This is a genomic window from Actinoplanes sp. NPDC004185 (assembly GCF_053603475.1).
The window spans coordinates 40,960-60,348 of the sequence record NZ_JBSGFR010000038.1 but is presented as its reverse complement, the minus strand read 5'-3'; the positions used below and the strand labels follow the sequence as shown (position 1 = coordinate 60,348).

Annotated in this window: 14 protein-coding genes; 5 read left to right on the top strand and 9 right to left on the bottom strand. The window is 71.9% G+C overall.

The window, feature by feature from the left end; translation table 11 throughout:
• Positions 1 to 11 precede the first annotated feature (11 nt).
• Together ACWEOZ_RS32135 and ACWEOZ_RS32130 are read left to right on the top strand one after the other, a co-directional pair.
• The gene (locus ACWEOZ_RS32135; RefSeq protein ID WP_451914420.1) at positions 12 to 2,801 is read left to right on the top strand and encodes an FAD-binding and (Fe-S)-binding domain-containing protein; all 2,790 of its coding nucleotides are present in this window, start codon (positions 12 to 14) and stop codon (positions 2,799 to 2,801) included.
• Positions 2,802 to 2,926: 125 nt separating this feature from the next.
• Positions 2,927 to 3,838, top strand: coding sequence for a hypothetical protein (locus ACWEOZ_RS32130; RefSeq protein ID WP_451914419.1), 912 nt, complete (start codon positions 2,927 to 2,929; stop codon positions 3,836 to 3,838).
• Between the two features lie 152 nt (positions 3,839 to 3,990).
• Here the strand turns inward: ACWEOZ_RS32130 and ACWEOZ_RS32125 are convergent, their stop codons facing one another.
• Positions 3,991 to 4,149: a hypothetical protein gene (locus ACWEOZ_RS32125; RefSeq protein WP_451914418.1), complete on the bottom strand. Its 159-nt coding sequence runs from the start codon at positions 4,147 to 4,149 to the stop codon at positions 3,991 to 3,993.
• Positions 4,150 to 4,333: 184 nt separating this feature from the next.
• Positions 4,334 to 4,939, bottom strand: a complete 606-nt coding sequence (locus ACWEOZ_RS32120) for a TetR/AcrR family transcriptional regulator (protein ID WP_451914417.1) — start codon at positions 4,937 to 4,939, stop codon at positions 4,334 to 4,336.
• A 58-nt stretch (positions 4,940 to 4,997) separates the two neighbouring features.
• Here ACWEOZ_RS32120 and ACWEOZ_RS32115 point away from each other — a divergent pair, with 58 nt between their 5' ends.
• Complete coding sequence (locus ACWEOZ_RS32115) at positions 4,998 to 6,470, top strand: FAD-dependent monooxygenase (protein WP_451914416.1); 1,473 nt, start codon at positions 4,998 to 5,000, stop codon at positions 6,468 to 6,470.
• 66 nt (positions 6,471 to 6,536) lie between these two features.
• Positions 6,537 to 6,893, top strand: coding sequence for a nitroreductase/quinone reductase family protein (locus tag ACWEOZ_RS32110; protein ID WP_451914415.1), 357 nt, complete (start codon positions 6,537 to 6,539; stop codon positions 6,891 to 6,893).
• Between the two features lie 37 nt (positions 6,894 to 6,930).
• Here ACWEOZ_RS32110 and ACWEOZ_RS32105 read toward each other — a convergent pair whose 3' ends face one another.
• Complete coding sequence (locus ACWEOZ_RS32105) at positions 6,931 to 10,233, bottom strand: S8 family serine peptidase (protein ID WP_451914414.1); 3,303 nt, start codon at positions 10,231 to 10,233, stop codon at positions 6,931 to 6,933.
• 209 nt (positions 10,234 to 10,442) lie between these two features.
• On the opposite strand from ACWEOZ_RS32105, the gene ACWEOZ_RS32100 reads away from it, so the two are divergent.
• Positions 10,443 to 13,490, top strand: a complete 3,048-nt coding sequence (locus ACWEOZ_RS32100; RefSeq protein ID WP_451914413.1) for a glycoside hydrolase family 9 protein — start codon at positions 10,443 to 10,445, stop codon at positions 13,488 to 13,490.
• 68 nt (positions 13,491 to 13,558) lie between these two features.
• On the opposite strand, the gene ACWEOZ_RS32095 is transcribed toward ACWEOZ_RS32100, so the two are convergent.
• The 6 genes from ACWEOZ_RS32095 to ACWEOZ_RS32070 form a co-directional block, all read right to left on the bottom strand.
• On the bottom strand, positions 13,559 to 14,197 hold the full coding sequence (locus tag ACWEOZ_RS32095; RefSeq protein ID WP_451914412.1) for a Fic family protein: 639 nt from the start codon (positions 14,195 to 14,197) through the stop codon (positions 13,559 to 13,561).
• On the bottom strand, positions 14,146 to 14,694 hold the full coding sequence (locus ACWEOZ_RS32090) for a hypothetical protein (RefSeq protein WP_451914411.1): 549 nt from the start codon (positions 14,692 to 14,694) through the stop codon (positions 14,146 to 14,148). The genes ACWEOZ_RS32095 and ACWEOZ_RS32090 overlap by 52 nt, the downstream gene beginning before the upstream one ends.
• Positions 14,695 to 14,719: 25 nt before the next feature.
• Positions 14,720 to 16,150: a glycoside hydrolase family 76 protein gene (locus ACWEOZ_RS32085; protein WP_451914410.1), complete on the bottom strand. Its 1,431-nt coding sequence runs from the start codon at positions 16,148 to 16,150 to the stop codon at positions 14,720 to 14,722.
• Positions 16,151 to 16,221: 71 nt separating this feature from the next.
• A complete protein-coding gene (locus ACWEOZ_RS32080; RefSeq protein WP_451914409.1) occupies positions 16,222 to 16,995 on the bottom strand; it encodes an enoyl-CoA hydratase/isomerase family protein in 774 nt (257 codons plus the stop codon).
• 64 nt (positions 16,996 to 17,059) lie between these two features.
• A complete protein-coding gene (locus tag ACWEOZ_RS32075; protein ID WP_451914408.1) occupies positions 17,060 to 18,430 on the bottom strand; it encodes an ABC transporter substrate-binding protein in 1,371 nt (456 codons plus the stop codon).
• The gene (locus ACWEOZ_RS32070) at positions 18,430 to 19,383 is read right to left on the bottom strand and encodes a carbohydrate ABC transporter permease (RefSeq protein ID WP_451914407.1); all 954 of its coding nucleotides are present in this window, start codon (positions 19,381 to 19,383) and stop codon (positions 18,430 to 18,432) included. Before ACWEOZ_RS32070 ends, ACWEOZ_RS32075 begins: the two co-directional genes overlap by 1 nt.
• Between the last annotated feature and the right edge of the window lie 6 nt (positions 19,384 to 19,389).

The following is a 19,389-nucleotide window of genomic DNA, read 5'->3' as shown; positions in this document are numbered from 1 at the left end:
ACATGTTACTCATGAGCGACCAGTCCAGCAGCGTGGTGGCGGCCCTCGGCCGGGCCGGCCTCGAGGTGCGGTCCGACGCCGGCACCCGCGGCATGTACGCCTCCGACGCCTCGCTGTACCGGATCCTGCCGCTGGCCGTGGTGCGGCCCCGGCACGTCGACGAGGTCGCCGCGGCGCTGGCCGTGGCTCGGGAGACCGGCGTGCCGCTGACCTCCCGGGGCGCGGGCACCTCGGTGGCGGGCAACGCCGTCGGGCGTGGCATCGTGCTCGACTTCTCCCGCCACCTCAACCGGGTGCTGGAGATCGACCCGGAGGCCCGCACGGCGGTCGTGGAGCCGGGCACCGTGCACGCCGTCCTGCAGAAAGCCGTCATGCCGCACGGCGTGCGCTTCGGGCCGGACCCGTCCACCCATCCGCGCTGCACCATCGGCGGGATGATCGGCAACAACGCCTGCGGCTCGCGCTCGCTGGCCTACGGCCGGACCTCCGACAACGTGGCCGGCCTGGAGCTGCTGACCGCCGCGGGGGAGAGGCTCACCACCGGGCCGGCCGGCGTGCACGGCGCCGGGCCGGTCATCGACGACGTCCGCGCGGTCGTCGGCGCCCACCTGGCCACGGCCCGCACCGAGTTCGACCGGTTCGGCCGTCAGGTCTCCGGCTACGCCGTGCAGCACCTGCTGCCCGAGCGCTTCGACCTGACCCGGGCGCTGGTCGGCTCGGAGGGCACCCTCGCGGTCATCACCCGGGCGACCGTCAAGCTGGTCGTCGACTCCCCGGTCCGGGTGGTGGTCGTGCTCGGCTTCCGGGACATCGTCGCGGCCGGCGAGGCGGCCCCGGCCGTGGTCGCGCACGGCCCGACCTCCTGCGAAGGGCTCGATTCACGCCTGCTCGACGTGCTGCGCGCCCGGCGTGGCCCGGATGCCGTGCCGCCGCTGCCCCGCGGCGGGGCCTGGCTGTTCGTCGAGCTGGCCGGTGACGAGGCCGGCGAGGTGGCGGCCCGGGCGCAGCGGCTCGCCGCCGACGGCATCGCCGACGACGCCCTGGTGGTGACCGATCCCGCGGTGCAGGCCCGGCTGTGGCGCATCCGGGAGGACGGCGCGGGCCTGGCCGGCCGGGCGCCGTCGGACAAGCCCGCCTGGCCCGGCTGGGAGGACGCCGCCGTCCCGCCGCAGCGCCTGGGTGCCTACCTGGCCCGTTTCGACGAGCTCGTCGCCTCGTACGACATGACCTCGGCCCCGTTCGGCCACTTCGGCGACGGCTGCATGCACGTACGGCTGGACCTGCCCCTGGACCAGCCCGGCGGGACGAAGATCATGCGCGAGTTCCTCACCGACGCCGCCCGGCTCGTGGGCGAGTTCGGCGGCTCGCTGTCGGGCGAGCACGGCGACGGCCGCGCCCGTTCGGAGCTGCTCCCGCACATGTACTCGCCGGAGGCGATCGTCCTGTTCGCCGGGATCAAGCACGCCTTCGACCCGGGCAACCTGCTCAACCCGGGCGTGCTGGTCGACCCGGACCCGATCGACGCCGACGTCCGCCCGGCCGGCCGTTTCCCGCTCAAGCAGCTCGCGATGGCCTACCCGCACGACGACGGCGAGCTCGGTCAGGCCGTGCACCGCTGCACCGGCGTCGGCAAGTGCCGCGCCGACAACTCCGCGGCCGGCGGCGTCATGTGCCCGTCGTACCTGGCCACCCGCGAGGAGAAGGACTCCACCCGCGGCCGCGCCCGGGTGCTGCAGGAGGTCGTCCGCGGCGAGCTCCCGTGGTCGCACCCGTCGGTGCACGACGCGATGGATCTCTGCCTGTCCTGCAAGGGCTGCGCCTCCGACTGCCCGACCGGCATCGACATGGCCACGTACAAGTCCGAGGTGCTGCACCAGACCTACCGGGGCAAGCTGCGCCCACGCTCGCACTACACGCTGGGCAAGCTGCCGTTCTGGGCCCGGCTGGCGGGCTGGACGCCGCGGCTGGCCAACCTGGCCATCCGGCTGCCGGTGCTCGGCCCGGTCTTCCTGTGGCTGGCCGGGGTGGACAAGCGGCGGTCCGTGCCGGCCTTCGCCCGGCGCCCGTTCCGGCGCACTTTCCGCGGAGCGGCGGCCGAGGGCCGCAAACCGGTGGTGCTCTTCGCCGATTCCTTCTCCGACGCGTTCTCCCCCGAGGTCGCCGAGGCCACGGTACGGGTGCTGCGCGCGGCCGGCTACGAACCGCAGCTGCCGTCCGGGTCGGTCTGCTGCGGCCTGACCTGGATCACGACCGGTCAACTGGACGCGGCCAAGAAGATCCTCAGCCGTACGGTGACAGCGCTCGCCGCCGACGCCCGCGCCGGCATCCCGATCGTCGGCATCGAACCCTCGTGCACGGCTGTGCTGCGGTCCGACGTTCACGAGCTGCTCCCCGGGGACGCGGACGCCGAGGCGGTGGCGGGCTCGGTGCGCACCCTGGCCGAGCTGCTCGCCCAGACTCCGGGCTGGACCCCGCCCGACCTGTCCGGTGTGGACGTCATCGCCCAGCCGCACTGCCACCACCACGCCGTCCTGGGCTGGAAGGCCGACGCGGATCTGCTTGCTGCGACAGGGGCCCAGGTGCGACGGCTGGCCGGCTGCTGCGGCCTGGCCGGCAACTTCGGCGTCGAACTCGGCCACTACGAGGTGTCCGTGGCGGTCGCGGAGCAGAACCTGCTACCCGCCCTCGACGCGGCTCCGGACGCTGTGGTGCTGGCCGATGGCTTCTCCTGCCGTACCCAGGTCGCCGACCTCCGCGACCGCCCGGCCGTGCACCTGGCGCAGCTGCTCGACCGGCGCTGAACCGGGCGGGGCAGACATCGAGATCTTCCGTTGCTACCGTGGTCCCGATCGATCGGCCGGAAGCGATCGTTTCCGGTCACACGGGGAATCGATGTGAGGACACCACCATGCGCACTTTCCTACGCGTGAGCGCGGTAGCGCTCGCCGCGGGCACCGTCCTGCTCGGCGGCGCCGTAGCGGCCCAGGCCGCACCCGCCGCCGACGTGACCTTCACAGTGAGCCGGCTGGTCCTGCAGCCGGGGGAGTCCGGTCACACCGGCCGCGTCCGCGTCGTCATCCGCAACAAGGGCAGCGAGCCGTTCAGCGGCGGCTTCAGCATCACCGAGCCGATCGCCGGGACCCTCGGCACCATCGAGGGCGGCGCCGGCTGCGGCCTCAACCACACGCCCGACAACCGCCGGATCGCCCTGTGCCCCCTGGACGGCGAGATCGCTCCGGGCGGCTCCGCGGTGATCACGGCCAGCTTCGAATCCCCGGCCAGGCCGCAGCCGTACGCGCAGATCGCCCCGCAGACCGGCAGCGTCCAGATCGCCGGGGTCACGGCCGAGTTCCCGGCGCTGTTCCGGTCGACCACGGGCTCGCTGCGCAACCCGCAGCCGTACGTGCAGGACCCGATCGGCGCCCTCACCGTGACCGCGGCCGACGTGACACTCACCCGCCAGCCGGACGGGACCTTCGCGGGCCGGGTGCCGGTCAGGGTGCGCAACGACAGCGACGCGGCGCACCGCGAGCTGTGGACCGAGATCGCGGCCCCGGCCGGCCTCGAAGGCTGGCCGGCGATCGAGCCGAGCGATGTCTGCGTCGGCTCGGAGCGGCTGCCGGTCCCGCCGGGCGGTATCGGTGTGGGCTGTGCCTTGTACGGCGGCCAGCTCCCCGAGGGCGAGGAGCGCACCTTCGAGTGGGTGCTGACAGCGCCGGCGGAGACGCCGGCCGGCCCGCTCGGCACCGCCACGACGCTGGTGGACTACACCAACCCGGACGTCCGGCAGAGCGACGGCGCGAACATCGACAGTTTCACCATCACGGTCGCCGGCTGAGGCAGGACCCGGTCCGAAGGCCCTGATCGCTGTGATCAGGGCCTTTCGTGATGCCAGGGTCGAGAGCCGGCCGCCGCGGTGGAAGCCCGGGCGAGCGATCGGCCCCCGCTCCGGCTCACACCTGGGCGCGTCGCCCGGTCGCGCGAGCCGGCTCAGCGCAGCGCCCGGCGGCCCTTCACGACGCCCATGACGATGGAGGCGACCAGGGCGATGAGGCCGATGATGATGAGCCATTTGACGGCCTTGAGAATCAGGCCCAGCACAATGAGCACAACAGCTACGGCGGCGACGGTGTAGATCAGGGCCCGCATGGTGGCTCCTTCGGGGTGGGTGGCAGCCGGAGCAGTGCCCCGGGGTGAGGTCTTCAATCATCGGGGCGGGATCGGTGCCGGGATGGCCTCGGGCTTGCTCGCGCATGACGTCTCGTCGTCACCCTCACACCCGTATCCGGGCCGCTCCGCGCCCGGCCCGCCCTGCCCGGCCCGGGGCGACGGCTCAGGGCTGTCGGCCGCCGATGCCGGCGTGCAGGAACGAGGTCAGCGTCTCGATCGCTTCCTCGTCGGACAGCTCCCGGCCCAGGTCCGGGCCGCGCCCGGACAGCCAGAGGTCGGCGACGGTCGACAGCAGGCCCGTGAACATCGACGCGACCACCAGCGGCTCGCCCGGCAGGTCCAGTTTCGCCAGGTGGTCCGCGATGTGCCTCAGATCCGGCTCCATCAGCTCCCGGCTGCGCCGTGCGAACGACTCGTCCACCGTGGCCGCCTGTTGCAGCGCCACCACGATCGTGCGGTGTCGCCGGTAGAACTCCCAGTAGGCGGTCACGTGCCAGCGCACCGCGTCCCGGTCGCGGAAGTCGTCGCTGTGCCCGGGGGTCGCGGCGGACACGTCGCCCTCGGCCAGCAGGTCCGCCAGTAGCGCCTCGAGCAGCGCTTCCTTGTTGGCGAAGTGGGTGTAGAAGGACCCTGCCGCACGACCGGCCTCGGCCGTGATGTCCGTGATCTTGGCGTTCAGGTAGCCGAGACGCGCGAACGCCCGGACCGCGGCCGCCTTCAGTTCGGCTTCGGTCTCCGCGGCCTGCCGCTTGCGTACCCCGACCGCCATGCCCACCTCCGAGATCCGTGCCTTGACCGCACGCTACCAGCTCGCCTATGGTGAATCCATGTTCACCGAATCAAGATTCACCGTACTGATCGCGGGTGCGGGCCCGACCGGGCTCACGCTGGCGATCGACCTGGCCCGGCGCGGTGTGCCGTTCCGGATCGTGGAGAAGTCACCGACGCCGTACGCCGGGTCACGGGGCAAGGGGGTGCAGCCGCGCACCCAGGAGATCCTCGAGGCCCTCGGCGTGCTCGACCGGTTCCGCGAGTTCGGCGGGGACTATCCCGAGCTGCTGATCCACCTGCCGGACGGCGCCACCATGACGCGGCGGATGGCCGAACTGCACGCCCCGACCCCCGCGGTGCCGTACCCCGACATCCTGATGGTGCCGCAGTGGCGCACCGCCGAACTGCTGACCGGACGGCTGGCCGAGCTCGGCGGCCGGGTCGAGCTCGGCGTCGAGGTCACCGGCTTCACCCAGGACGACGGTGCGGTTCACGTCAACCTCAGCACCGGCGAGCGCGTCACCACGACGTACCTCGTGGCCGCGGACGGTGGCCGCAGCACCATCCGGCGCGCACTCGGGGTGGGCTTCGCCGGGGAGACCCACGACACGGAGCGGATGCTGATCGCCGACGTCCGGCTGACCGGCCTGGACCGCGATCACTGGCACGTGTGGCCCGGTGCCCGGCCGAATTCCCTCCGGCTGGGGCTGTGCCCACTGCCGGGCACCGAGGACTTCCAGCTCACCGCACCCCTGGCGGAGGAACCCGCACCGGAAGACCACGCACGGCAGGAGCTGACGCCGGCGGCCCTGCAACGGCTCGTCGATGAAGTTCAGGCTGGGGTCAGCCTGACGCACGTCGGGTGGACCTCGTTGTACCGGGCCAACATCCGGATGGTGGACCGCTACCGGGTCGGCAATGTCTTCCTGGCCGGCGATGCCGCCCACGTGCACTCGCCGGCCGGTGGGCAAGGTCTCAACACCGGGATCCAGGACGCTTTCAACCTGGGCTGGAAGCTGGCCACCGGCGACGACGCGTTGCTCGACACCTACGAGGCCGAGCGCCTGCCGGTGGCGGCCGAGGTGCTCGGCATCAGCACGCGGTTGCACCGCCGGCACGCCGCGAACGCCGAGGACGCGATGCGCCGCGACGATCCCGTGCTGCGCCAGCTGTCCCTGACCTACCGGGACGGGCCGCTGGCCGACGGCACGCAGAGCGCGTCGGGCCTGCTGCACGCGGGGGACCGGGCACCCGACGCGCCCTGCGGTCCGACCCGCGTCTTCGACCTGCTCCGTGGTCCGCATTGGACAGTGCTGGTTTTCGACGCACCCGACGCCGAGCTCCCGCCGGAGTCGCCGGACCTGCACATCCACCACATCGTCCGGCCGGGCGCGCCGGCCGCCGAGGGCGCCGTCGTCGACCGCGACGGCCACGCCCACGAGGCGTACGACGTCAGCGCCCCGGCCACCTTCCTGGTCCGCCCCGACAACTACCTCGCCCGCGTGACCTCCCCACCCGCAGGCTACTGAGACGAACGCACCGGCACCTGTCTCACTTCGGCGAAGCGGACGGGCCGTCCCGCTACCGTCCCCCGCATGCCGTCATTCTCGCGCGCCTCGCTGGTGCGCTTCGCCGTCCCGGTCAACAAGCGGATGGCCGCCCTGACCGCCTCCCCGCGCTGGGGCCGGCTCGTCGGCCGCAAGATCGTGCTGCTGACGTACACGGGACGTCGCTCCGGCCGGACGTTCACGATCCCGGTCGGTTACCGCCGCGACGGTGACCGCATCACCATCGGCGTCCGCATGCCCGAGGCCAAGACCTGGTGGCGCAACTTCCTGGGCGAGGGCGCACCCCTGTCCCTGCACCTGGACGGTACGGACCGCACCGGCCACGCGATCTCCCACCGCGACGATCAAGGCCGGGTGACGGTCGCCGTGATCCTGGACAGGTGAGGAGGCGGTGGGTCACCTGACCCACCGCCTCCGCACGTCAGCCGACCTCGTACGCCCGCAGCACCGTCACCGCGGCCGTGTTGCCCGCAGTGTCAGTGGCGTTGGCCCGCAACGACACGAACCCGCCCGCAGCCGGGTTGGTGACCCGCACCGTCCGCCGGTCGCCCGTCCCGCGCACCGTGGCCGGCTGCCACGTGCGCCCGTCGTCCGTCGAGAAATCGGCGGTCAGCGTACGGTTGGCTCCGGCCGCCGACCCGGACGTTCGTCCTACGGTGACCGGGATGAGGACCGCCTTACCCGCCGGCGCTACGTTCAGCTCGTTCACCCGCGGGCTGAACCGCACGCTCGACAGTGGCAGGCGCGTCGGGGCCTCCCCGGCGGCCGTCGCCGAGCGGAACGTCCAGGCCGCACTCACCGATGTGGACAGCCGGAACGGCGCGCTGCGGGTGGCGGACTGCTCCAGCCGGTACTGCGCGTTACCCGGCGGCACCTCGAATTCGGCGTAGCCCGACGGTTCCTCGCCGATGAGCTTGCCGCCGGAGTACAGCGCGGTTCGTGCCGTCTCCGTGCGTGCGTCGCCCCAGTGGCCCGCGCCGTCGCCGAACAGCGGGACGCCGGCGATGATCAGGTTCTCGATCCGCAGCGCCGCGTTGATGTCCCCGGCGACCGAGGGGGCGAAGACCGCACGGTTCCAGTCCTCGGCATAGGTGCGTCCCGGGCGGTACCGCTTCTCGGCCGAGAACGCGATGCTCAGCAGCTCGGGGGAGCTGTCCGGATCCGTCTGCCGCTCCTGGTCGAACTCGCCCGACCAGGTGGTCCGGCCCTCGGTGCTCAGCCATTCCGTGCGCCGCGACGGCAGCCGGAACGGCAGGCCGACGGCCCATCCGCCGATGCTCGGCCCGAGGTTGGGCCAGTTCAGCTTGACCGCGGTGACGCCTTCGGCCTCCCGGGCGAAGCGGGACCGCACCGTGGCCAGTTCGCCGGCCCGGACCCGCTTGGTGAAGCCGGTGTAGAACGCGCCCTCCTTCAGGTAGGCGAGGTTGTAGGTGAACGGGGTGTCCTGGAACGACTCGGTCGCCTTGTCGAACTTCGCGAAGGCGGCGTTGACCGACCCGTAGAAGCCCGGCTGCCTGCGGCGCGGGCCGACCTGCCCCACGAAGATGTCGTCGCCGGTGTCGGACAGCGCGGACGCGCCGGACCCGTACCCGTCGCCGACCCAGTCGGCGTTGACCGCGACCAGGGCCGGGGTGGCGTCCTTGCGGGGCACGGTGATCCGCACCGGCTGCCCGCGGCGGGCGTCGAGCCGTACGGTCATCGGCCCGCGGACCACGAGTTTCGGCTGGACCAGCATCGTGCTGTCGTCCTCACCGTAGATCCAGGTGAAGAGGCCGTACTCGCCCTTGGGCAGGCGCACCTTGTCGGCCGGCTCGGCGCCGGAGACGTCGTAGAACGCCGGCTCGTCCAGTCGGTTGAGCGACGTGAAGTGCTCGGCGGCGTGTCCGTCGCGGCCCAGGTGCTCCAGCGTGACGTCGTAGCTCTCCACCTCCCGGTTCACCGCGACCGGGGTCTCCACCCGGACGTCGCCGGGACCGGTCGCGACCAGCCGGCCGGTCTTGAAGCCGTCGGTGCCCGCGCCCCGGGTGTCCGCCGTGACCGTGGTCGTGGCGGTGCCGCCGGCCGGCACGGTCAGACTGGACGCGGCCAGGGTGAAGGTGCCGGGTTCGCCGGTCAGCGCCAGCGCCAGGGTGATCGCGGCGGTGCCGCCGTTGCGGTAGGTGACGGTCCTGGTGACCGGGATGTCGTCGTCGTGCGGCCATTGCTGCCGGCCGAAGCTCACGCTGCCCTCGTCCACGGACACCGCCTGGCGCACCACGCGGGCCACGTCGACCCGGCCCGCGCCCTGGCCGAACACGTCCACGCCGGCCGCGGGCTCCGCGGCCCCCATGAGCAGGGTCTTGCGCTGCCGGGGTGACCAGCCGGGGTGCTGCTGGGTGACGATCGCCGCCGCGCCGGCGACGTGCGGGGCGGCCATCGAGGTGCCGGAGAGGCTCACGTAACCCTCCCCGGCCGGTGTGCCGATCTGACCGTTCGCGGCGCGGGCCGCGACGATGTCCACGCCCGGTGCGGTGATGTCCGGCTTGATCGCGTCGTCGCCGACCCGTGGGCCGCGACTGGAGAAGTCGGCCAGCTGGTCCTCGTCGTCCACCGCACCGACGGTGAGCGCCGAGTCGGCGCTGCCCGGTGAGCCGATCGTCGCGGTGGCCCCGGAGTTGCCGGCCGAGATCACGAAGAGGGCGCCGTGGGCCGCGGTGAGATCGTTGACGGCCTGCTCCAGCGGGTCGATGTTCGCCGTGTCACCGCCGCCCAGACTGATGTTGATCACCGGGGCGGCCTGCGCGGCCCACTGCATGCCGGCCAGGATCGACGATTCCTCGCAGAACTCGGTCGAGCACACCTTGCCGATCGCGAGCTTCGCGCCGGGCGCCACGCCCTTGTACTTGCCCCCGGACTTCGCGCCGCTGCCGGCGATGATCGAGGCGACATGCGTACCGTGGCCGACCAGATCGTCGGTGTTCGGGTCGGGGGTGAAGTTCTCGGCCGCCACGATCTTCCCGGCGAAGTCCGGGTGGGTGGCGTCGATGCCGGAGTCGAGGATCGCCACCGTGACGCCGGTGCCGTCCAGGCCCGCCTGCCAGGCCGTCGGCGCACCGATCTGCGGCACGCTCACGTCCAGGTCGAGTTTGCGCTTGCCGTCCAGGTAGACCCGCTCGACGCCCGGGCTCAGGGTGCGGGCTGCCGCCGTACCCGTGGTCAGAGAGGTCCAGAGCTCGGCCCGCGCGGTGCGCTGCGCGCGCACCGCGAGCGCGCTCACCCCACCCAGATCGCGGGCGACGCGGGCCGTCCCGCCGGCCGCCGCGCGGGCGGCGGCGGGTCCCTTGCGGTTTCCGGAGCGGGGGTACGCGAGGAGCAACGGCAGCTCGGCCTCCCCGGTGTAGCCGAAGTCGCGCAGCGCGGTCAGGTCGAACAGCCGCTGGTCGAGCCGGCCGCCCTGGACCAGGGGCAGCGCGTCCACCGGGATGACGTAGTGGTGTCCGGCGACCCGGTGGCTGAGGAACCGGGTGCCGGCCCGGCCGGGCGCGCGTTCGACGCTGGTCCGGCCGTCCGGTGCGACGATCACCCGGTCGCCGGTGATCAGGGTGAGGCTGGTGGATGCCGTGGTCACCGGGCCGAGCGGGGCTCGGGGACCGGGTGCCGCGTTCGCCGCGGCGGGCGCGGCCGCGGCGAGCGCGGCAGCCGTCCCGGCGGCGAGCAGAGCGGCGGACAGTTTTCGCAGGCGCATGGAAGGGCCTCCCGTCAGCCGGGCCCGACGGCCCAGCCCATCGATGGCCGTAACTCTTGCAGACCGGTGCAAACCCTCACGACGGTCGATTGACGGCTGGTTGACCGGCTGGCAACATTCGCGGATATGGGAGCGCTCCCACAGCGCTCCGCCCCTGCGCGGCCGTCCCACCGCTCCGGCACCGGCCGCGAAGTTCTGAGAGGACCCCCGTGACTCCACATCGACGCCGGCGGGCCGCCAGGCTGATCGCGGCGAGCGCCGCGGCCGGCCTCGGCCTGTCCCTGTTGACGGTCCAACCGGCCTCCGCCGAGCCGGTCCAGCACATCCCCAACGGCACCTTCACCAGCGGCACCACCGGCTGGTGGTCCACCGAGAACGCACCCATCTCCGCGGTCGGCGGCCGGCTCTGCGCCGAGGTCCCGGCCGGCACCACCAATGCCTGGGACGTCAGCCTCGGCCACAACGACGTCCCCCTGATCAACGGCGCTGCCTACGCCCTCAGCTTCAGCGCCTCGGCCAGCGCCGCGGTGACCGTCCGGGCCAACGTGCAGCTCAACGAAGCGCCGTACACCGCGGCGCTGTCCCGGGCCGTCGCGCTGACCCCCGAGGCGCAGAAGTTCGAGTACACCTTCACCGGAGGTCTCGACTCGGCCAACGGCACGCTGACGTTCCAGCTCGGTGGCAGCGCCGAGGCGTACACCTTCTGCCTGGACGATGTCAGCCTGACCAGCGACGGCGACACGCCCCCGCCGGCCGGACCGGAGCAGGTCGAGAACGGCGACTTCTCCGAGGGGACCGCGGGCTGGTACTCGTACGGGACCACGGACACCGGGACCGGCGACGGCCGGCTGTGCACCGCGGTACCGGCCGGGCTGGCCAACCCCTGGGACGCCGGCATCGGGCAGAACGGTGTGGCGCTCATCGCCGGGTCCTCGTACACCTTGTCGTTCGACGCCTCGGCCACCCCGGGCGCGAGCGTGCGGGCCGCCGTCCAGCTGGGCGCCGAGCCGTACACCTCGTTCCTGTCGCGGGACGTCGCGCTGACCTCGACCACGCAGCACGTGGAGTTCACCTTCACCGCATCGGCCGACACCACCGCGGGTCAGGTCGCCTTCCAGGTCGGTGGCAATGCCGGGGCGTACCGTTTCTGCGTGGACAACGTGTCGCTGATCGGCGGCGAGGAAGAGCCGCCGTACACGCCGGACACCGGGCCGCGGGTCCGCGTCAACCAGGTCGGTTACCTGCCGGCCGGGCCCAAGAACGCGACCGTGGTCACCGAGGCCACCACGGCGTTCGGCTGGCAGCTCAAGAACGCCGCCGGTGACGTGGTCGCCGACGGCACCAGCACGCCGCGCGGGGTGGACGCCGCCTCGGGTCAGAACGTGCACACCATCGACTTCTCCGGCTTCCGCACCGCCGGCACCGGCTACACGCTGGTCGCCGACGGGCAGACCAGCCACCCGTTCGACATCTCCGGCACCGTCTACAAGCAACTGCGCTCAGACGCCCTGCAGTTCTTCTACATCCAGCGCAGCGGCATCGCGATCGACGGCGACCTGGTCGGCGAGGAGTACGCCCGCCCGGCCGGCCACCTCGGCGTGGCCCCCAACCGCGGCGACACCGACGTGCCCTGCCGCGCCAACGCCTGCGACTACCGCCTGGACGTGCGCGGCGGCTGGTATGACGCCGGCGACCACGGCAAATACGTGGTCAACGGCGGCATCGCCGTCCAGCAGCTCATGAGCACCTTCGAACGCACCAAGACGGCTGTCACCGCGGCGCACGGGGCTGCCCTGGCCGACAGCACGCTGCGGGTGCCGGAGCGCGGCAACAACGTGCCCGACATCCTCGACGAGGCGCGGTGGGAGCTGGAGTTCCTCATGCGCATGCAGGTGCCGGCCGGCAAGCCGCTCGCCGGCATGGTGCACCACAAGATCCACGACGCCAACTGGACCGGCATCCCGATGCAGCCCGAGGACGACCCCGAGCAGCGGGAACTGCACCCGGTGTCGACGGCCGCCACCCTGAACCTGGCGGCCACCGCGGCCCAGTGCGCACGGCTGTTCGCGCCCTACGACGCGGCGTTCGCCGCCAAGTGCCTCACCGCGGCGCGCACCGCGTACACCGCGGCGAAGGCGAATCCGGCGAAGGCGGCTCAGGACCTCGGTGGTGGCGGTGGTGGCTACGGCGACGCCGACGTCAGCGACGAGTTCTACTGGGCCGCGGCGGAGCTGTACCTGAGCACGGGCGAGCAGCCGTACCTCAGTGATCTGACCGCCTCGCCGCACCACACCGGCGACGTCTTCGCGGCCACGGGTTTCGGCTGGGGCAGCACGGCCGCTCTGGGCCGGCTCGACCTGGCCACGGTGCCGAACCTGCTGCCGGCGGCCGACCGGCAGCGGGTCCGCCAGTCGGTGGTCACCGCGGCGGACCGCTACCTGGCGACGCTGAAGGCCCAGGCGTACGGGCTGCCCATGCCCGGTGACGCCGGCAGCTACTTCTGGGGCGGCAACAGCAACATCCTCAACAACGTCGTGGTGCTGGCCACCGCCTTCGACCTGACCGGCAAGGCCGGTTACCGCGACGGGGCGCTGCAGGGCGTCGACTACGTCTTCGGCCGCAACGCGCTGAACCAGTCGTACGTCACCGGCTGGGGCGAGCACGCGTCGCAGAACCAGCACAGCCGGATCTTCGCCCACCAGGCCGACGCCGCCCTGCCCCATCCGCCGGCCGGTTCACTGGCCGGCGGGGCCAACGCGGGCCTGGACGACCCGTACGCCAAGGATCTGCTGGAAGGGTGCAAGCCGCAGTTCTGCTACGTCGACCACATCGAGTCGTACGCGACGAACGAGGTGGCCATCAACTGGAACTCGGCGCTCGCCTGGGTGTCGTCGTTCCTGGCCGACCAGGGCGCGGGCCAGCTGCCGGCGGCCTCGTCCTGCAAGGCCGAGTACACGAACTACGGCCCCTGGCAGGGCAACGGCGGCTTCACCGCGCAGCTGGCGATCACCAACACGGGCAGCACGGTGGTCGACGGCTGGACGGCCCGCTTCGCCTTCCTCGGTGGCCAGAAGCTCCGGGAGGCGTGGTCGGCCGAGGCCACACAGGCCGGTGCCACGGTGACCGTGAAGAACACCACGGTCAACCGCCGGATCCAGCCGGGGCAGACGGTGTACCTCGGCTTCAACGCGACGACGCCGGGCGGACCGAACCCGGCACCGGAGCTGATCACCCTCAACGGGTCAGCTTGCGGCTGACGTGAACAGCGGGCCCGGCCGGCACCTGCCGGCCGGGCCCGTCGGGATGATCAGCCCGCGTCGTGCCGCTACCGGATGCGGGTGGCGTCGATCAGCATCTCGATCAGGCCGGCCAGTCCGGCAGCGGCGAGCATGTCGTGGGCCCGGCGGACGGTCATCAGCAGGGGCGCGGCCCGGTCGATCAGCACGCCGTCGCGGGCCAGCACGAAGGCCAGCGCGAGCATCGCCGCGCGCGCGTTGCCGTCGGCGAAGGGGTGGAAGAGGGCCATGTCCAGATAGACGCGCGCGGCCCGCGACGGCAACGGGACGGTGTCGTCGGTGGCCTCGAGCAGGCACCGCTCGAACACCTCCGGGAGGTCGTCCCGCCAGTAGTAGCTCTCGCGGCCGCCCTTGGCCGACGCCGGGCGGGTGCGGAACGGCGTGTGCGGGACACCGAGCACGGTGCGCTGCCACCGCTCCAGCCGGGAGAAGGTGAGCGGGCCACCGTCCGCGGCATCGCGCCTGGCCTCCTCGAGCGCAGCCGAGAGCGCGGTGCTGTCCGCCGGTCGCCGGGCGACGTGCTCGGCGATGCCGTCCCGGTCGCCGCGGACCGGGCCGGGCACCGGACGGGTCACCGCCGCCCAGTCGACCCGGGCCCGTACCGCCTGCCAGGCCGTCAGATCGTCGTCGCGCGACGCGTATCTCGGCCGCCCGGCCGGCTGCAGCACGGTGGGCACACCGTTGCCCCGCGCGGAGGGTCAGTCCTGCGGCCAGGTGTCAGGCCAGTCCCCGGCCGGGTCGGCCAGGGTGACCAGCGCGGACGCCGGCTGCCCGGTGACCTCTCCAGCCAGTCCCGCCACTCGCACAGCGCGGTGGCGACCAGGGCCAGGGTCTCCTCCGGGCCGGCGATCGAGTCCGAGACGCAGCACCAGGAGCCGACCGGGCCACCGTCGTAGTCGCCCTCGCCGCCGGCCCAGCACCAGCCGCAGGCCCACCGTCCGTACCGGTCGACGAGGGTGTGGCTCACGGCGTTCCGCCAGCGTTCGGCCTCCTCCCGGCCGAGCTGCCCGGACGGGGTCCACCGCGGGCGCGGCGGCACCGGCGGCGCGACGGCCCGCACCGCCCCGAGTGCCTCGCCGGCGTCGAACGGATGCCGCGCCGGGTCGACGTCGGCCCAGGAGAGCAGGCGCGGGGAGATCGTCTGCCACGCGTCGTCGTTCACCATGGCCGATCATCCTGCCACCGCCGTGTCAGGGCGCGGCGTTCAGCAGGTCGAGCACGCTGTGCTGGCAGGAGTGGTTCGTGTTGACGTAAGGGCCCGCCCAATGGCTGCCGTACGCGTCGAAACCCGTCCGGCTCCTGGCGTACGCGGAATCGGCCTGCCGCCGCAGGTAGCTGTCGTACGGCCGTCCGACGGCCGCGTTCAGCACGCCGAGCCCACGGATGAACGCGCCCTTGAACGAGACCCCGTCCCCGCTGCACTGGTCGGGTTCGTTGGGCTCGCGCAGGATGCCGTTGTTGTTGAGGTACGTGCTCGTGGTGGCCGCGTCGGCGACCCGGCGAGCCACGGTCAGTGCGTTCGCGTCACCGGTCAGCCGGTTGAGCTGGACCAGCGCGTTGATCAGCACCCCCTGGTTGTAGGTCCACGTGACGTCGCCGTTGTTGCGGCAGGTGCTCAGGTTGAGGCCGTCGTTGACCAGGTTCGAGCTGTTGAGCATCCCGGTGCTCTGGAACCACGTCCAGCCGGCCTGTGCCCGTCCGCGGTAGACGCTGTCGCCGCTGATGCGCAGCGACAGGGCGGCGTTGAGCTGGATGTAGAGGCTGTTGGCAACGGCGTTCTTGACGGTCCGGTCCGTACGCCAGTAGATGCCACCGCCGCAGCGCGTGTCCCAGTAGCTGAACATGTGGTCGGCGCCGGCCCGGGCGGTGTTCAGGTAGCGGCTGTCACCGGTCCGGTCGTACGCGGCCACCCAGGCCAGCGCCCACCAGCCGGTGTCGTCGAGATACTCGTTGCGGAACTGGCCCTGCCGGGAGTTGATGTTCTTGTCGTAGGTGGCCGCGATCGCGTAGTCGTAGCTGCGCATGCCGCTGATCCGGCTGTTGTCGATCAGCGCGGTGAGCGCGTTCGCGCCGGTCCACCAGCCGTTGGTGTCGAAGAGCCCGGTGCCCTGGTCGAACCGCATCATCAGCGCGGTGGCCGCGGCGGTGCGCCGGTCCCACGCGTTCCAGGTGCTGCGGACCCAGCCGGTGCAGGTGAGCTCGGGCCGGTCGCCGGCCTTGCCGCAGGCGCGCAGCACCCCGACCCCGCGGGAAGCCCAGTTGTCGACGTTGAACATGGTGGTGCGCGCACTGCCGGAGCCGGCCGGGACGGTGGTGTCGCCGAGCCGGCTGTCGCCCGGCCAGGTGCGCCCGCCGTCGAACGAGCGGTCCAGCCACACCTGGTCGCCGGCCTGGCCGTTCTCGACGGTCGCCCAGATCATCGCGTCGTTGTCGTTGACGTGAACCTTGAACGAGCGGCCGTACAGGGTGGTGCTGGTGGCGACGCGGTCGCCGGGGGAGAGGGCGGGGTCGCGGGCGTCGCAGTAGCGGTTGCAGACGGTGGCGGCCTGCGCGGGCGACGCGGTCTGAACCTGGAGGAGGGCGGTGACGGCGATCGTGAGGACGGCGATCGGCTGACGCATGGGTTACCTCCGTGCCGGTGGGTGCACTCGGTAACTGTTAATAAAGTACACATATTGTTAATAGTCAATGCCTACTCGCCCCGGAACACCGGCGTCCGTCGTTGCAGACTCGCGGCGATGCCCTCGGCGCTGTCGCGGGTCCGCCACAGAGCGGCCTGTTCGGCCAGCTCGTGCTCCATGGCCCGGCGGACCCGCTGCGGCAGGTCTCCGCGCAGGGTCGCGCGGATCGACCGTACGGCCAGCGGCGCCGCCGCGGCGATCGAGCGCGCCCAGTGCAGGGCCGTCTCCCGCACCCGCCCCGGCTCGGCCAGCCGATCGGCCAGCCCGATGGCGACCGCCTCCTCGCCACCCACCCGGCGGGCGGTCAGCAGCAGATCGGTGGCCAGCTGCCGGCCCACCAGCTCCGGCAGGGTGACGCTGAGCCCGAACCCCTGATGAAACCCCAGCCGGGCGAAGTTGGCGACGAACCGGGTCGACGGCTCCGCCACCCGGAAGTCCGCGGCACACGCCAGTCCCAGGCCACCGCCCACCGCGGTGCCCTGCACCGCGGCGATGATCGGGGTCCGCACCTCGAACAGCCGCGCCGCCCGCCGGTACAGGCCTTCGGCGGCGACCACCATGTCCCCGGCGAACTCCGCCGAACCCAGGTCCGCGCCCCCGCAGAAGTTCTTGCCCTCGGCCGCCAGCACGATCACCCGGCAGCCGGTGTCCTGGTCCAGTGCGCCGGCGGCATCGGCGAGCCGGCCGATCAGCCCGGCGTCGACATGATTGTTCGGCGGCCGCCGCAGTTCGAGCAGCCCGATCCCGTCCGTGACGGACACCGCCAGGTCTTCGCTGGATTCCATCAGGCCAGGATGCGCGGCGCCGGGTACCGGGCGGCCACCGGGTCCGGCCCCACGCCGGCCGCACCTACTGGGCGACCTCGAACAGTTCGTTGAGCTGGTCGTTGAGCTCGGTCAGGGAGCTGACCGGCTTGCTGCCCAGGTAGACCGCGTCGAGGCGCGGTTGCAGCAGGGCGGTGATGTCCGCGGCGTTGGTGGTCACCGGGAACAGGAACGTCGTCTTGTCCTTCACCTGATCCGTGAACGCCGTGACGTCGAGCTTGCGCTCGTTCTTGTTGTAGGCGACGGCGAGGTCGGTGGCTTCGGGCCGGGCCGGGAACACCACGCCGGATTCGCCGATGAGGTTCTGGCACTGCTCGCCGGACATGAACTTGACCCATTTGGCCGCGTTCCCGGGTTGCTTCGACAGGGTGGTGACCGAGTCCGCGAGGCCGTTGAACATCGAGGCGCGTTTGCCCGTCGGCCCGATCGGGGTGGGGGCGACACCGATCTCGAGCTTTCTGCCCGCCGCGTCGGTGAGCTTGGTGAAGGTCGAGATCATCCACGAGCCGCTGATGCCCAGGGCGGCGATCCCGGACTGGAGCTGTTTGTCCGTACCGATGGGGTTGCTTCCGCCGATCTCGGCGTAGGTCGGCATGAAGCCCTTGTCGGCCAGCCCGAAGTACCACCGCAGGGTGTCCTGGAACGCCGGCTGGTCGAGGTTGAAGCGGGTGCCCCAGGGATTGGTGTCGGTGGCCTGCCAGCCGGCGCTGGCGGTGAACGCCGACCACTGGGTCTGTCCCCAGCCTCCGCCGCCGGCTCCCTCGGAGGCCAGCCCGTGCGTCTTGACGTTGTTCTTGTCGAAGCCCGGCTCGTCACCGCGCACGCCCTTGGCGTCGATGGTCAGATGCGCGACGAGCTTCTCGAAGGTGCCGCCGTCCCGCGGATTCCACGACAGGTTCTGCAACTGGGCCGGGTCCACGCCGGCGGCGTCCAGGGCCGCCTTGTCGTAGAACACCGCGACCGTGTCCCAGTCCTTCGGGGCGCCGTACCGCTTGCCGTCCTTGCCCTTCCACAGCTCGGCCAGGCCCGGCTGGTAGTCGCTGTCCCGGATGTCGCTGGTCGGCGCCAGGTCGTCCAGCGGCCGCAGCACCTCCAGGTCGACGTACTGGGCGAACTTCGCCAGGTGGTCGGTGAAGACGTCCGGTGCGGCGTCGGCGATGAAGCCGGCGGTCAGCTTCGACCAGTACGAATCCCAGCCGTACTGCGAGATGTTGATGCGCAGGCCCGGATTCTCCCGCTGGAACGCGTCGGCGCACTTCTGGTAACCGGGTTGCTGGGCGGAGTCCCAGAGCCAGTACTCGATCGTGCCCGTGGTGCCGCCGCTGCCGGCACCTCCGCAGGCGGTGAGCAGGGTCAGGGCGAGGGCGGCCGCGGTGGCCCGGTAGCTACGTGACATCACTTGATCCCGCTGAAGCCGATGGAGTTGACGATCCGTTTGGCGAAGACCATGAAGAGCAGCAGCATCGGCAGCGCGGCGACCAGGGTGGCGGCCATCAGGCCCGCCCAGTCCGGACCGGTCTGCGGGGTCTGCGACTTGAACACGCCGAGCGCCACGGTGAGCACCCGGGACTTGTCGGTGTAACTGACCATCAACGCCCAGAAGTACTCGTTCCAGACGGAGATGTAGGTGAGGATGGCCAGCGTCGCGATCGGTGCGGTGGACATCGGCAGGATGAGCCGGAAGAAAACCCGCACCTTGGACGCGCCGTCGATCAGCGCGGCCTCCTCCACCTCCTTGGAGATGCCGAGGAAGAACTGGCGCAGGAAGAACACCGCGAACGGGGTCATCAGCATGCTCGGCAGGGCGATACCGAGCAGCGTGTCGACCAGGCCGAGCTGCTTGATGAGCACGAAGTTCGGCAGCAGGGTGAAGATGGTGGGGATCATCAGGCCGCCGAGGAAGAAGCGGAACCACTTCTCCCGGTGCTTCCATTCCAGGCGGGCGAAGGCGTACGCGGCCATCGCCGAGAAGAAGACCTGTCCGACGGTGACCAATGTGGACACCACCACGGAGTTGAACAGGTAGCGCCAGAAGTTGATGGGCTGCCCGGCACCGCCGGCGTCGATGGCCTCCTGGCCGCTCTGCAGGCCGAAGACGCGGGCGAAGCCGTCCCACGACGGCTGCACGGGCAGCAGGCTGTCACTGCCCGCGTAGAGCGCGTTGTTGCTGGACAGCGCGGTGCGCAGCATCCAGTAGAAGGGGAACAGGCTGATCGCGATGACCACGATCATGAAGGCCCACGCGAGGGCGCGGCCGACGCTGAACCTTTTCGGCTCCGGTGGCGCGACGGTGGGAGGGACGGGTGCCGGTCCGATGGTGGTGGCCGGGGGAGCGGTGTCGAGGGTCATGCTCGC